We start from the raw sequence: 14585 nt of genomic DNA, 5'->3' as shown, positions 1-14585 counted from the left end.
CCCGATGAGTACCTATACCCTCAAAATTAAACTTTGGAGCGATACTACCTTTGGACGTGGTGATGGAGTAGCAGGTTTAGTTGACCAAGAGGTAGAACACGATCGCTATGGATTTCCCTATTTACGGGGACGCACTCTTAAAGGCTTGCTTAGTGAAGAATGCGATAACTTAATAGCTGTGTTACCTGATGATAATCAGCGTCAGCACTGGCAAAAAATTGCAGATCGTTTGTTTGGTATACCAGGAAGTACCCTGGAAAGTCAGGCAAAAATTCATGTTGGAGATGCTTGTTTACCGGGCGATCTACGAAAGGCGATCGCAGCACAGCTAGATGCAGAGCAAGATAGAAAGCGAAGGAACCCTACATATAAACCCGTTCTAACTTCCACAGATATTCTAGAATCTCTTACTACCATTCGTCGTCAGACTGCGATCGATCCAGAAGATGGCGCACCTACTGAACACAGCTTGCGATCGGCTCGTGTAATTCTGCGAGAATTGCCTTTTGAATCAAAACTTTTATTTGAAACTGAACTCAATAAAGGTTCTGATGACGATAAAGATATGTTAGCGCTTATGGCAGTGGGTACATTAGCACTGCGACGTATTGGAAGCGGACGCAATCGAGGTCGGGGTCACGTACAATGCAGCCTGTACAACTCTAGCAATGAGATTACAAAAGATATGGATTCTATCGAGCGTTTTGGGAGAATCAGATGAAAGCAGTTACGTTTTTATTGCATACTCAGCAACCGATTCTAGCGACATCCCTACAGGGAGATCCTAACAGTGATGTATCCTATCCCTATATTCCTGGCAGCATGATTCGCGGGGTGCTGATTGGCCGCTATCTCAAGCGTCATGGACTGCGAGAAACCGATGATATTTTAGATAATCAGAGTTTCCCAGATGTAACCCGATTGTTTTTTGACGATGAGAAAACCCGTTACTTGAATGCTTATCCTGCCGATATTCATCAAAAGCGTACTTTGCCTGTACCGCGTTCCTGGTACAAGGAGAAAGGTGTGGAATTTTCGGAAACCGAAGATCGAACGATATACGATTTCAGCAAGATTCCCGTTGATGAGCGAGATGAAGATTTATCTCCAAAATTGTTAGATGAAAAATTCTGTACAGTTCAAGATGAAGATGTAGTTTTGTACAGAGTGAAGCGACGAATCAATATTCACAATCAGCGCGATCGCAAAAAAGGCAGAGGAACAGAGGCTAACGGTGCTATATTTTGCTACGATGCCATAGATGCAAAGCAGACTTTTCAAGCACTTGTCTTATGCGACTCTCAAGACGATAAAGATATCATTGAATCTTTACTGCAACCAAAGGATATCTGGTTAGGTGGTTCCCAAAGCGCAGGCTACGGTCACACCACAATAGAGCTAATATCAAACGATGACGATTGCCATGAAGTAGGAATGGCCACTGAAGAGCGAATAGAACAAAACGAAAATTTAACGATTACGCTTCTCAGTGACATGATTCTACGCAATGAATGGGGACAATTAGTAGCCGAGCCTGAAGTATTACGTCAGCTACTTTCAGCATCGCTAAATGTAGAACTTGAATTTCAAAAAGGGGGAATATATGCCAGCAGTCTTATTGTTGGAGGATTCAATCGGAAATGGGGACTACCTTTACCTCAAACTCTAGCTTTGGCAGCAGGAAGTGTCTTTGTTTTTCACAAAGTTAACCTGGATTTGCAAAGAATTAAACTACTTGAGGAACAAGGCATTGGAGAGAGGAGGGTAGATGGTTTTGGACGAGTGCTCACCAACTGGTTAAATGATGAACATACAGAATACAAGGCAAGACTGCCACAGTCCGAACGCAAATCCGCTAACACACCTGAATCATTAGCACCCGAATCATTAAAAATTGCTACAAATATAGCTACTACAATACTACGGACAAAACTCGATCAACTGTTGTTAAAGGAAGTTAGCAGTATCGAAATGACCAAGAAAGAGCAAATTTCAAATAGTCAACTTTCTCGATTAATGATTGTAACTAGAAAGGCATTGTCTGAGCTTGATATCGAGAATGACAAACCGGAAGCTGAACGTAAGACTATTACAGAATTAGCTGAGCCTGTTCGTGAGTTACTACGCAATTTGCCATCTAATGCTCGCAAACAATTTGAGAGTATCAGACTCACCACAGGTGAAAGACTGGATGAGAAAATTCATAATTGGCTGGATTTTCCAGATAGCTGGCTTAATAACTCTTGGCGTAGCGATCCACAAACTACAGATTTAGTGGTTGCTGGTAAACCAACTGTGACGATTGCTAGTGTACCGCAAGGTTTTGATAATTACCTAGCGCTAGAATATTCGCTACGGTTAATTATAGCAGTTGCAAAAAAGACCATGAAGGAGAAAAATAATGACTGAACTGCGTCATAAGTCAAATCGCCATATTATCAAGCGGATTATTGTACGCGGCACTCTAGTATTAGATACACCCACCAGTCTGGGAAGTGGTGATGCAGATAGTCCTATTGATTTGCCGTTGCTTCGCGATAGTATCAGTAACCATGCTTTACTAACAGGTTCATCTATTGGGGGCGCTTTACGAAATTATTTGCGGGAACGAAAGAAGGGATATCAAGAAAGCGACAGACGCTACGACTTAGCAGCCAAACTATTTGGAGACCTCTTTGCCTATAAAGATGAAAAGGATAAAAGTGAAAAAGAAAAGATTAAGTTAAGAGAACAAGATACTCAAAGTCTTCTGATTATTGATGATGCGATCGGCACTAAACCAATCAAAGCTGAACTCAGAGATGGAGTAAAAATCAATGGGGGTACAGGAACCGCAGAAGATAAAGCTAAGTATGACTTAGAGTTGCTGCAAGCTGGGACAGAATTTCCTCTAAGTTTTGAACTCTTGGTCGAGAGAGAAGCTAATGAAGCTGATTTACTAAAAGGATTAGCGATCGCACTCTCCGGCTTAGAAAAAGGTGAAATCAGCCTCGGTATGAAAAAGCGACGCGGTTTCGGCCGCTGTAAAGTTCATAACTGGCAGGTTTGGAATTTTAATCTGGAAGATCCAGGCGATCGCATGGCTTGGTTAACCCTTGACCATTCTTGGTTAACTGACCCACCCTGTAGTAAACCACCCGCTGTTGATGCTTCAATTGTCGAAGCAATGAAACAAGCAGGACTTGAGGTAGCAGAAGACTGGGAGGATAAGCGCGATCGCTTCCTCATCCACGCCACTTTCAAATTAGCTGGTTCTCTCCTCATTCGTTCTGGTCAAGATTCTACTGGACGCGCCCCTGATGTTGTACACTTAAAATCTCATCGACATAACGAAACTAATCCAGTATCAGTATTATCTGGTACGAGTTTAGCAGGAGTATTACGGCATCGTGCTGAGAGGATTATTAATACCCTTGAGAAGCCAACAAGCATCATTGATGAAGTATTTGGCCCTGACTTTAGCAAGGATAAAAGCAAACAGGCAAAAGCAAGCCGTTTAGTTGTCCATGAAAAAGTTATCAAAGATGCAACTGAATTAGTACAAAATCGGATTGCGATCGATCGCTTTACAGGTGGTGCGTATCACGGTGCATTATTTGAGGAACAACCTATCTTTGGTGGTGATAAAACCATTGTCACTATTGAACTAGAGTTACGCAATCCATACAACCATGAAATTGGATTATTGTTACTCTTGCTGAAAGATTTATGGACAAGTGATTTACCTGTTGGAGGTGAAAGTAGTATCGGGCGGGGAAGGTTACAGGGAAAAAACGCAACCTTGACCCAGTATATCTGGGATCGGGAAAAAAAGTTACAGCATAAAGAGGTATGGACGATCAATCAAACAGGTGAAAAAGAACCCCTTGTAGTGAGCGATTCTGGTAGATTAGAAAAATTTTTTCAAAAATTAGTCAATTATCCAACTGAGGTATTGAATGCTAATGAATAAACCCGATTGCAAAACCCTTGAAGATACTCAGGATATTATGGATACGCCTTCTTTGTACAACTGGTTACAAGCTAAGGCAAAGCAGTATCAATTTCAAAACTTATTATCTCATGGTGACGATAGAGTAATTTGGTTATTAGCTCATGCTGATGATGGAGTAATTTGGGGTAAATTTAGAGGCGATGACTACAAGTTGGTGACATCAGGAGATGAGGATGTATTTCCCCAATTGGCTAAATTGCGATCGCCTACTCTCCAACAATGTCGAATCTTTGGTAAAAATGCTGAAGTTATGCTTTGGAAAGTCGGTCAAAACTGGAAAGCACGTCTAGTTCAAGATGACAATAAACCAAAATGCCTCCCAGATGAAGATCAAATCCTTTGGGGAACTAAAGTAGAGAAAGAATCAAAGGGATTTAGTTTAGTTTCAGATGGTTCTCAAGGATTAAAACACGCTGTACCTTTAACTGGGATTACTTTCACAGGTAAAGATTCTCGCCCCTTACGTTTGAAAGTACGTCATTATATTGATTATGATGATGAGAGCGGTGTAGCCAGAATTTATCTGAGTCGCCTGGTAGATTTATATTCTCATCCAAAAAAGTAGATTTTAGTAACCAGTTATGTAATTTCAAAAACACTTGTTAAAATAGGAATACATTCCATCAAGGAGCGAACTATGATCGCCAATCGCGAACAATATCAAAAAATGACGGCGGAAGAATACGTAGAATGGGAAGCCAAGCAAGAACTTCGTTATGAATATATTGATGGCGAAATTTTGGCAATGACTGGGGGTACTCTTCCTCATAACAGCGTTGCTCTCAACTTTTATACAGCCCTAAGACCTCATTTACGTCACAGAGGTTGTCAAGCTTATGTGTCAGATGCGAAAGTTCAACCTATTAAAAGTAGTCGTTATTTCTATCCCGATTTAGTTGTAACCTGCGACTCAGATGACTTGAAAGCGCGCGATTTCATTCAAAATCCTAAAGTCATTGTTGAGGTTCTTTCGCCCGGTACAGAAACTTACGATCGCACCAAAAAACTCAAATATTATCGCCAGATTCCGAGTTTGCAAGAATATGTCTTAGTTGATTCAGAAGAAATAGTAGTTGAGGTTTATCGTCGAGGAGAAGGTAAAATGTGGCTTTATTATGAGTATGAAGCTGGCGAGGCGATCGCTCTAGAAAGTATTGAGTTTGAATGTGCGATCGAACTTTTGTATGAAGGGGTTAGTTTTGAGCAAGAGTTACAGAATCAATAGAGATTAAGTGAAATTACTGAACTATAAGGAGATTGAATTATGAATCCTAAGCATATTGATGAAGTTCCCGCTCACAGAAGAGCGATCGCACCTTATAACTTTGTCGAACTTCCCGATACAGTTGTCAAAGCTAAACTACCTTTACCAGAGGGCGATCGCTATCATCCAGATTATCACACAGGAAGGATTGAATGCACTTTGACCACTGAATCTCCTTTGTATATTCGCTGTGGAATGACTCCAGCTAATTTTATTAAGTATTCAGAGATCCCAGAAAAATACTTAAAGCCACCAAAAGATGTGAGAGAGAAACAGAAGAAACAGTGGGAAGAGGATAAAAAACAATGGGAATCTGAAAGAAAAACAGTTTTAGCTCCATTTTTTACATACAGAACCGACCTTATTCCTATTGTTCCTGGTAGCAGTTTACGAGGGATGCTACGAACTCTAGTTGAAATTGTGAGTTTTAGTAAACTTGATAGAGTATCAGATGAGCATCGCCTATTTTTTCGTGCAGTAGCGGCAAATAAAACTAAAGAATCTTGGGGTGAAGAATACAATAAGTATGTCGCTCCAGAAAAAATTAAAGCTGGTTATCTTAAAAAAGATAGTGAAGGATGGTATATTCAACCTGCTAAGACTGAACAAGGCGCAACATTTTGTTGGGTTAGAGAAACGTCTCTTAACTTGCCTAAATTTAAAAAATTCAATGATGATAAATATGAGCCTCAGTATGTTTCTGTTAGCTACAGAAGTGTAGCTGTAGATAATACAGATAGAGCTAAACGCTTATTTGCTCATAATGTCGAATTACCTGACACTCACCCAAAAAAAGGTGTACTTGTTACCAGTGGCAACATGAAACAAGGAAATGAACCGTCACCTCGTCGCAATCACTGTGTAGTTTTTGAATGTTTAGTATTTGAAGCAAGTTCAAATTCTCCTAAGTTGAGACTAAATGAGAAAGCAATTGAGCATTATCGTAATGCTTTGACTGATTTTCAGAAAGAATCTCCCTTTGATAAGGATTGGGGAGTATTAAAAGAAAAAGAAAATGCTCCCATCTTCTACTGTCCTCCTGAAAAGGGAAAAAATATAGTATGTTTTTTTGGGCAAAGTCCTAATTTCCGTATTCCGTACTCTCCTGAAGGTAATGGTCATGCAACCACTGTAGTAGATTTTATTCCTAAAGATTTGAGAAAATTAGCTTCAATCGATCTAGCTGAGGCAATATTTGGTTGGGTCAAAAAAGAAACTAAAGATGAAAAACTGCCTAAAGATTTTGATAAACAAAGAGCAGGACGTGTGTTTGTTACTGATGCTTTATATCAAAGCAGTCAAAATAGTATCTGGTATGAAAGCGAACCATTAACTCCACAAATCCTATCTGAACCAAAGCCAAGCTATTTTCCACATTATCTAGTTCAACCCAATGTAGATAAATCACAACTCAAACATTATGCAAGCCAACCTGTTATAGAGACGGTGATTCGCGGTCATAAGCTGTACTGGCATAAAGGAAGCGCTCCAGATTTCAAACTTCCTACCCCGAAAAAAGTTATTGGTTCCCCCAAACAAGTTTCTGATACCCAAACAACTCTGATTAAACCAATTAACAAAGGAGTTAGCTTTAAATTCTACATTCACTTTGAAAATCTGAGCAAAGTTGAACTAGGTGCGCTGCTGTGGGTACTCGATATTGCTCAAAACGATCGCTATCGTCTTAAACTTGGCATGGGCAAGCCTTTGGGATTAGGAGCCGTTAAGATTGAAAATAAGCTGTATGTGAGCGATCACCAAAAACGCTACACCCAGTTATTCAGTGACAACAGCAACGACTGGGAAACCGCAGAAAATTTAAAAAACGATTCAGAGTATAAGCAATGCTTTGAAAACTATATGCTGGAGCAACTTAATTATAGTGGTGACTTTGAAAAGTTATGTAGAATCCAGATGTTGCTGGCTATTTTGAGTTGGCCAGGGCCAGCAAATATTGAAGAAACTACTCGATATATGGAGATTGAACGAGACACCGCCAAACATCACATTGGTAGTCCTGTCAAACGGAACGATAAGACAGTAAATGAATATAAAGAGCGTCTTGTGCTACCAAACCCTTTAGATGTGATGAGAATTAAACTGGATAGCGATCGCCCATCTCCTCCTTCTCCTCAAGATTCAATTAGTCAAGAAACACAACGGTTTTCAGAAGGACAAGAAATTGATGCCAAGGTAGTTGATATTCAAGTACAAAAAGGCAAGAAACTTAAAACAACCATTACCTATGAGATTGAAGGCTCAGATTGTCTGGCAAAAGAGGAGATTTATAAGCGTACTATTTCCCTCGCCATTAATGATATTGTCAAAGTCAGTATTATTAAAACTAGAGGAGTAAGTATTAGAATAGTGAAGTTAATTCAATAAACTTCATTAAATATCCAAACCCTAATGTTGAGCCGATCGCCCTTCGCACTCCCCCATCCCCTCAAGCCCGTGAAGCGTAGCTATCCCGTAGGGAATCGCCCTTTTATCCAAAATCACAATAAGCAGACAGACGAAAAAATCTGTCCGCCTACTTAATGACTAACGACAAATCACTCCCACTCGATCGTTCCCGGCGGCTTAGAAGTAATATCGCATTTTTTGCTCTGATCTACTGAATACTTTGTACCACATATAGATGGAATATGCTGGATGATTACAAATACCGATCGCAAATAGGACAACGGTACAACATGGGTGGGAGTTGTGCGGACAAGCTTTACTTTCTAAAATGTTAAAAACTGTGCATTTAGGACATTTTTTAAATATAACTTAGTGGCATAATTATCTATCTTTAGCCCTAGGCGCATTAATACCTTTATAACCGGGCTTTTTACCCTTGTTAAAAGCTAATTATGCAGTTTGTTTGTCCATCAAACCCGGTTTCTGGAAACCCGTGCGTCCAGGACTATATCTTCCTTTACAAAGGTGACTTGATTCCGATTTGTGGTATGTTTTGGTGGCGAGGGGATTTTTTAGCACAATGTTCGACATGAAACGTTTAAAATTAAAATCAATGCTGGCGGCGGCGATCGCCCTTTGTTTAATTGCGATCGCCAGCTACGCCCAAGCCAACAAGACTTTAACACTGGCGACTTCCCCAGACTACCCGCCCTATGAATTTAAAGATACGGCTGTTAGTGGCAACGAAATCATCGGTTTTGACATCGATATTGCCAAATATATTACTAAAAAATTAGGCTACGAACTGAAAGTAATTGGCATGGATTTTAACGGCTTAATTCCCGCTTTGCAGGCGGGCAGAGCCGATTTTGTGATGGCTGGAATGACGCCCACAGCAGAAAGGAAAAAAAATGTTGATTTTTCTGACCTTTACTACGAAGCTCAAAATACAATTGTCGCCAATAAAGGCAGCAATTTGACCAAAGCTGAAGATTTAGCCGGGAAAAAAGTAGGCGTTCAACTCGGAAGCATTCAGCAGGAAGCGGTGAAAAAAATGCCTGGTGTGCAACTGGCTGCTCTCAATAGGATTCCTGATATCATTCAAGAAATTAAATCGAACCGCATCGCTGCAGGAGTGATCGAGGATACTGTTGCTACGGGTTATGCAGCAGCGAACCCGGACTTGGAATTTAACACAATCCCGAATACTGAAGAAAGCGGTTCGGCGATCGCCTTTCCGAAAGGTTCAAGATTAGTTCCAGAATTCAACCGAGTCCTCCAGCAAATGAAAGCCAGCGGTCAAATTAAGGAACTAGCTACTAAGTGGTTTTCTCGACCGATTCCGCAAGAAACTGCTCAAGCAAATCAGCCTCCGGTAGCGCCCAAGTTCGGGTTAGATTTTGGCAAAATCTTGCCGAGTCTGCCTTATATTTTGTCCGGGCTTTGGGTAACGCTAACTTTTACCTTGCTGTCGGCATTTCTCGGATTTATCTGGGGAATCGTCCTGTCTCTGTTTAAGATTTCTAGCATTAAACCGCTGTTCTGGTTTGCCACTGCTTACACCTCAATTTTTCGCGGAACACCGCTAATTTTGCAGTTGACTTTAGTTTATTTTGCAACGCCGCAGCTTACGGGCTATAATATATCGGCGCTGCAAGCTGGCGTGATTACTTTTTTCCTGAATTCTGGGGCTTATATTTCCGAAACAATCCGCGCGGGAATTCAAGCCGTAGATAAAGGTCAAAAAGAAGCCGCAGAATCCCTTGGCGTTCCCTACAAACTGATGATGGGCGATATAATCTTGCCGCAAGCCTTGAAAAATATTTTGCCTGCATTGGTGAATGAAAGTATTGCTTTGCTGAAGGATTCAGCTTTAGTTTCAGTAATTGGCGTAGAAGACTTGCTGCGTCGCGCTACAATTGTGGGAGCAGAAAAGTATATTTACTTTGAACCTTTGATATTTGTCGGCGCAATTTATTATTTGATGGTGCTTAGTTTAACTTGGGGGGCCAATGTACTCGAACGCAGACTCCAAAGTAGCAGTTAAGGTCGATCGCCTGTATAAATCTTTTGGCAATCTCAAGGTTTTGCGCGAGATAACTACTGAGATTCATCAAGGAGAAGTGATTGCCATTATCGGCCCTTCGGGGTGCGGCAAGTCTACTTTTTTGCGGTGTTTGAATTTACTGGAAATTCCCACTTCTGGACACATATATATTGAGGGGGTGGATATTACTCTGCCGAAGGTAGATATTCTGAAAATCCGCCAGAAAGTGGGGATGGTTTTTCAGCATTTCCACTTGTTTCCGCACATGACAGTGCTGCAAAATGTGATGTATGCCCCTGTCAAGGTGAAGCAGGTGGCTAAGGATGAGGCGCGTCTCAAGGGGTTAGAATTGCTGGAAAAAGTGGGTTTGTCAGATAAGGCGGACGTTTATCCTTCTAAGCTTTCGGGGGGACAAAAACAGCGGGTGGCGATCGCCCGCTGTTTGGCTATGGAACCGGAAATTTTGTTGATGGACGAACCGACTTCTGCACTCGATCCAGAGATGGTTAAAGAAGTGTTAGATGTGATGAAAGCTTTGACGAAAACGGGCATTACAATGGCAATTGTAACTCACGAGATGGGTTTTGCGCGGGAAGTCGCCCACCGGATTTTGTTTCTGGATGGGGGAAAGGTGGCGGAAGATGTGCCGCCGCAGGAGTTTTTTAGTAACCCGAAGTGCGATCGCGCTAAGCAATTTCTGGAAAAAATGCTTTAATTCATATAAGGATTAGAGTTTTTAACCGCAGAGGACACAGAGGACACAGAGAGAGTTAGAGGGGAAAGAGAAAGTTGCGGTAGGGTGCGTCAGGTTGGAGAGGCTTGATCGGCACGGAAAGTATAATAATGTTGATCCGATGATTAACTTGGTAATTCTGTTAGAAAAAGGAGAGAATTCTTTGAATCACCTGGGTATTAAAATCTTTCGGGAAGCGGTGTCTTTCCTGAGCGTGATCGAGAAAGAAAGTCTTGGGATAATAAGCAAGATTGGCTTCCATTTCGCTAATCTTTTCTAATAAGGGTTCGATCCGATCGATTTTGTCGGGATGGCGATGTTGGATGAGAGTCGCAGCATTCCTAAAATGCCGCCCCTCATCCTGCGTGACCAAATGTCCTACGCGAGCAAAGCCCTTCCCATAGTGTTGGTAGAATTCCTTAATATCCCGGTGATAAGACCACACGGAACCCATTTCGTCAAACATTAAACCAACTAGAATGGTGAATTCGTTCTCAATCAGAAACGAGATCGGTTCGAGTTCATGCACCCGACTCTGGTTTTTTTGGTCGATCGCCTCTGGGGACAAACCTGATACCATGTGATAGACCTTACGTAGAGCAACGTAGTGCCGTAATTCGTCTTGCAGCCAAAGTTCGATCGCACTCATGAATTCTAACGAGAACTCCGAACTGCGAGATAGCAGGTGCTCGTAGAGTGGCTGACTGTCTCCCTCAGAGAACACATCTCGGCTAAGGAGATCCATAAATCCAGCCTGAATTGTAGGCGCGACTTCGGGAATTTTAAACTCATCGGCAATAAATTCATCTACACTCCACTCACTGCTAAGAATCGGAATTCCCCGGACATCATGAGTTTGTAATTTCATAGTTTTTCTGATTATAATTTAAGTATTCACTAGACGATCGCTCACGATATGCGGAACGATTAAGCAATGTCGTCCGGTGATCGGATTGGTATCTCCGCGCAATACGATGCCGGATGGAGTATCGCCGACAATCCAGGAACCTACGACGAAGTGGTAGCCAAAATATTCGGGCAAGGGTTGATAGGACTGAATAATGAATCCTTCGCGATCGTAGCCCATCGCCTCGCGGGCGTGAACGGCTCCCGCAACAAAATCGCCTGTTTCAATAGAAACCCCAACACCTTCTAGACCGACGAGGGGCTTTTTGACGTGCATTTGGGTCAGTAATGCTGTGGATTCGATCGAGATAGTATCTGTGAAGAAAGTGGGTAGCAAGAATTGAGCGTAAACTGGGTGGTTGCCAAATAATTCCCACATCCACACCATCGCTCCTTTATTGCTTAAAATCTGTTTCCAGAGCGGCTCAATGATTTTCACGTCCCCCGCTATCAGGCGCGATGCTAGGGCTTCATCTGCGTTAAAAGATTCGCTTGCAAGTTGCAAATCCAGCCAATCGACGATTTTCCACAGCCGCATGATCCGATTATTGAATTGATCGACAAAAAATCCTTCTTCATCCACGCCCAGATGGTTACGCAATCCTACAAGTTGGGTGAAAAAGCGATCGTTTCCCAATTCTTGATTAATAATTTCGACCAGTTGTCCTGCCATCTCGGTATCTTCTGACAGATGCTCGTCAATTAACAAGCTCAGACCGAACTGCTTTAAATCATAATGACGACTTAGAGTGCGGAATCGACCCGCAACTTCGTCCCAAAAGTTGTTGAACTGATTGGCATCGTTGGGAAGCGAGATCAAATCTCGGCTTGTTTTTTTCATGTCATCTAACCACAGCCATTGATAGACTGTTTCTGCACCCAATAGAGGAGTTTCGCCGTTGATTTCTAGAAGGCTAATTTTTCCATCTTCAGTGACGGCAAGATCGAAACGGGTATAAAGAGACATATCTTCTGCTTCGTCAACCCGATCCCACGAAACCTGAATTGCTTCCCAGAAAGCAGGGGGAATAGCGAGTTTTTTCATCCGATTTTCTAGGCCATCAGCGGTGAAAAACCAGTCCAAAAACTCCCCACACATATCCCAAAGAGCCTCAGTAGCATCCCAGATCCTCGCCTCTTCCTGGCGCGAAAACATCACCCCAAAGGGACGGTCTAAGGCTTCTGCCCAGTAGCGTTGCTTGATGTCTGCAAGAGGCTGACATTGGTAGGCGTTATCTAATACGTGCTGCTGCCAGTTGCGTCGTCGCTGAAACAAAAAGGGATACATGGTTGAAGCGCCTTGCTAGTGGTGTGGAACTCAATGAGCTACAAAAACAGAGAAAAGAACTAGAGAAAAAATAGTTGTAGGATGAATAGCCTCTCAAAAATGCTTGCATCATATCAATTCCGGCTGCGCCGAAATGATATCAAATCCGCGCTTAGAAAGTCGGGCGTAAAGTCGAATCAAGCTGCCAACGAATAATTCGCGCAATTTTCATTTTTTTGACCCCTCCTTCTACAGTCAACAGTCAACAGTCAACAGTCAACAGTCAACAGTCAACAGTCAACAGTCAACAGTCAACATTCAACAATGATAAGGAGTGCAACCGGAATCGATATCACTTGCCTCCGCTTCCCAAAGGAGCCGTGGAGCGGACAGAATTACCAAAGCTCCCTCGTCCCTTGATGGTTCCGCGAGCTGCGTGGCCTGGGGGGCGATTTGGGGTGTCGCGACTGGAGGAAAAGTAGGGAGAATCTAGCGGTATGCCCTGTAGGGGACGAGTAATCTGGGTTCTATCTGGAGTTACAATTCCGATGTTGGAGCGGTAAACGGGTTGCACTGGATAAATCGTGTAGGAGCCGCTGGGGCCGCCGTTGACCACTGTTGGAGGGGCATCATCATCGACATCATCGGTGAAATAGAAGCCGCCGAACTCTGGTCGCCATCCGGGGGTAGCAACGCTGGAATTCGATACCTGCGAGCAAATGCTTGCTGTGTCTTCTTGGCATTCTGGCTGCGTGCGATACACGGGCGTAATGCGTTCGTATTCCTGCATTGCGTACCGGAACTGGGCCTGACACTGCTCTTTGGTGAACCCGTTGCTTTGGTTCATCGCATCTACAATACATTGCTGTTCGGATTCGTAGTAGCGTACTTCGTTGGGTTGCCGCAACATGGTATAAGCAAGATAGCCTAATCCACCGATCGCCAGTACACCTGATGTAATTAGAAGGTAACGAATTGTTGTCGTTCGATTGTTGTTATGAGTCATGGCTAACCGGAGGTTAGAGTCATTATTTCAAAGAACCTGTAATGTGATGAATTTGCTGCCACTGAGATGATTGGATTTACACGGTCAGCCAAAGTTCAAGTAATTTACCTAAGTCTGTGAGTTGGCACTCACGACTTTGATTATAGCTTTGACTAGATTGCCCGATTCAGGGATTCCTCGATCGCAGCAAATTATATTCCTCAAATATTTTATTTCAAATTCACCTTTTTTTTACTGTGCCGATCGCGCTGGCGATCGAGCTTTGCCAAAGCAGCACCCGAAACATCCGCCAGAATGCTAATTATCCGATACAAAGCCACCGCACTCAGAATTATACCCGTAGAAAAGCGATCGGACAGCAGGGCGATCGCCGTTGCTTCAAATACTCCCATTCCCCCCGGTGCTCCCGGTACGACTAAACCGACAACAGGTGGATATTACTTTGCCGAAGGCAGATATTATGAAAATCCGCCAGAAAGTAGGGATGGTTTTTCAGCATTTCCACTTGGGCACATGACTGTGCTGCAAAATGCGCTCTATGCGCCTGTAAAGGTGAAGCAAATTGAATCGGATGATGCGCGTCTGAAGGGGTTAGAATTGCTGGAAAAAGTGGGTTTGTCAGATAGGCAGAGGTTTATCCTTCTCAGCTTTCGGGGGGCAAAAACAGCGGGTGGCGATCGCCCGCTGTTTGGCTATGGAACCGGATATTTTGTGGATGGACGAACCGACTTCTGCACTCGATCCTGAAATGGTTAAAGAAGTGTTAGATGTGATGAAAGCTTTGACAAAAACGGGAATTACGATGGCGATTGTAACTCACGAAATGGGTTTTGCGCGGGAAGTCGCCCACCGGATTTTGTTTTTGGATGGGGGAAAGGTGGCGGAAGATGTGCCGCCGCAGGAGTTTTTTAGTAACCCGAAGTGCGATCGCGCCAAGCAATTTCTGGAAAAAATGCTTTAAT

At 42.8% G+C, this 14585-nt stretch carries 14 protein-coding genes; 11 read left to right on the top strand and 3 right to left on the bottom strand.

Annotated features, from left to right (window positions below):
• Positions 1-4 precede the first annotated feature (4 nt).
• From QUA16_RS02220 to QUA16_RS02185, 8 genes are all read left to right on the top strand, one after another.
• Positions 5-721 carry an RAMP superfamily CRISPR-associated protein gene (locus QUA16_RS02220; RefSeq protein WP_333101750.1) on the top strand — a complete coding sequence of 239 codons (717 nt, stop codon included), beginning with the start codon at positions 5-7 and terminating at the stop codon, positions 719-721.
• A complete protein-coding gene (locus tag QUA16_RS02215; protein ID WP_333101748.1) occupies positions 718-2409 on the top strand; it encodes a type III-B CRISPR module-associated Cmr3 family protein in 1692 nt (563 codons plus the stop codon). Before QUA16_RS02220 ends, QUA16_RS02215 begins: the two co-directional genes overlap by 4 nt.
• Positions 2402-3952, top strand: coding sequence for an RAMP superfamily CRISPR-associated protein (locus QUA16_RS02210; protein WP_333101746.1), 1551 nt, complete (start codon positions 2402-2404; stop codon positions 3950-3952). Before QUA16_RS02215 ends, QUA16_RS02210 begins: the two co-directional genes overlap by 8 nt.
• Positions 3945-4559 carry a type III-D CRISPR-associated protein Csx19 gene (csx19, locus tag QUA16_RS02205; protein WP_333101744.1) on the top strand — a complete coding sequence of 205 codons (615 nt, stop codon included), beginning with the start codon at positions 3945-3947 and terminating at the stop codon, positions 4557-4559. Before QUA16_RS02210 ends, csx19 begins: the two co-directional genes overlap by 8 nt.
• Before the next feature lie 72 nt (positions 4560-4631).
• A complete protein-coding gene (locus tag QUA16_RS02200; RefSeq protein WP_333101743.1) occupies positions 4632-5219 on the top strand; it encodes a Uma2 family endonuclease in 588 nt (195 codons plus the stop codon).
• A gap of 39 nt (positions 5220-5258) precedes the next feature.
• Positions 5259-7643, top strand: a complete 2385-nt coding sequence (locus tag QUA16_RS02195) for a TIGR03986 family type III CRISPR-associated RAMP protein (RefSeq protein ID WP_333101741.1) — start codon at positions 5259-5261, stop codon at positions 7641-7643.
• Positions 7644-8253: 610 nt separating this feature from the next.
• Positions 8254-9711, top strand: a complete 1458-nt coding sequence (locus QUA16_RS02190; protein WP_333101739.1) for an ABC transporter substrate-binding protein/permease — start codon at positions 8254-8256, stop codon at positions 9709-9711.
• Complete coding sequence (locus QUA16_RS02185; RefSeq protein ID WP_333101738.1) at positions 9677-10426, top strand: amino acid ABC transporter ATP-binding protein; 750 nt, start codon at positions 9677-9679, stop codon at positions 10424-10426. Before QUA16_RS02190 ends, QUA16_RS02185 begins: the two co-directional genes overlap by 35 nt.
• Positions 10427-10586: 160 nt before the next feature.
• Here the strand turns inward: QUA16_RS02185 and QUA16_RS02180 are convergent, their stop codons facing one another.
• The 3 genes from QUA16_RS02180 to QUA16_RS02170 form a co-directional block, all read right to left on the bottom strand.
• A complete protein-coding gene (locus tag QUA16_RS02180) occupies positions 10587-11312 on the bottom strand; it encodes a hypothetical protein (protein ID WP_333101737.1) in 726 nt (241 codons plus the stop codon).
• Between the two features lie 18 nt (positions 11313-11330).
• Positions 11331-12638: a glutathionylspermidine synthase family protein gene (locus QUA16_RS02175; RefSeq protein WP_333101735.1), complete on the bottom strand. Its 1308-nt coding sequence runs from the start codon at positions 12636-12638 to the stop codon at positions 11331-11333.
• A gap of 331 nt (positions 12639-12969) precedes the next feature.
• Complete coding sequence (locus tag QUA16_RS02170; RefSeq protein WP_333101734.1) at positions 12970-13623, bottom strand: DUF1190 domain-containing protein; 654 nt, start codon at positions 13621-13623, stop codon at positions 12970-12972.
• Between the two features lie 121 nt (positions 13624-13744).
• Between QUA16_RS02170 and QUA16_RS36840 the strand changes: the two genes are divergently transcribed.
• The 3 genes from QUA16_RS36840 to QUA16_RS02155 are packed head-to-tail and all read left to right on the top strand — an operon-like array spanning position 13745 to position 14584.
• Entirely contained in the window at positions 13745-13924 is a 180-nt protein-coding gene (locus QUA16_RS36840; protein ID WP_445252140.1) for a hypothetical protein, read from the top strand.
• Entirely contained in the window at positions 13918-14370 is a 453-nt protein-coding gene (locus tag QUA16_RS36835; RefSeq protein WP_445252139.1) for a hypothetical protein, read from the top strand. The genes QUA16_RS36840 and QUA16_RS36835 overlap by 7 nt, the downstream gene beginning before the upstream one ends.
• Positions 14294-14584: a hypothetical protein gene (locus QUA16_RS02155; RefSeq protein WP_445252138.1), complete on the top strand. Its 291-nt coding sequence runs from the start codon at positions 14294-14296 to the stop codon at positions 14582-14584. Before QUA16_RS36835 ends, QUA16_RS02155 begins: the two co-directional genes overlap by 77 nt.
• The last annotated feature ends 1 nt before the right edge of the window (position 14585 follow it).

Source organism: Microcoleus sp. S13_C3 (assembly GCF_036700905.1).
Lineage (GTDB): Bacteria > Cyanobacteriota > Cyanobacteriia > Cyanobacteriales > Microcoleaceae > Microcoleus.
Note: the sequence above shows the minus strand (reverse complement) of the source record. Positions and strands in the feature narration are given on the sequence as shown.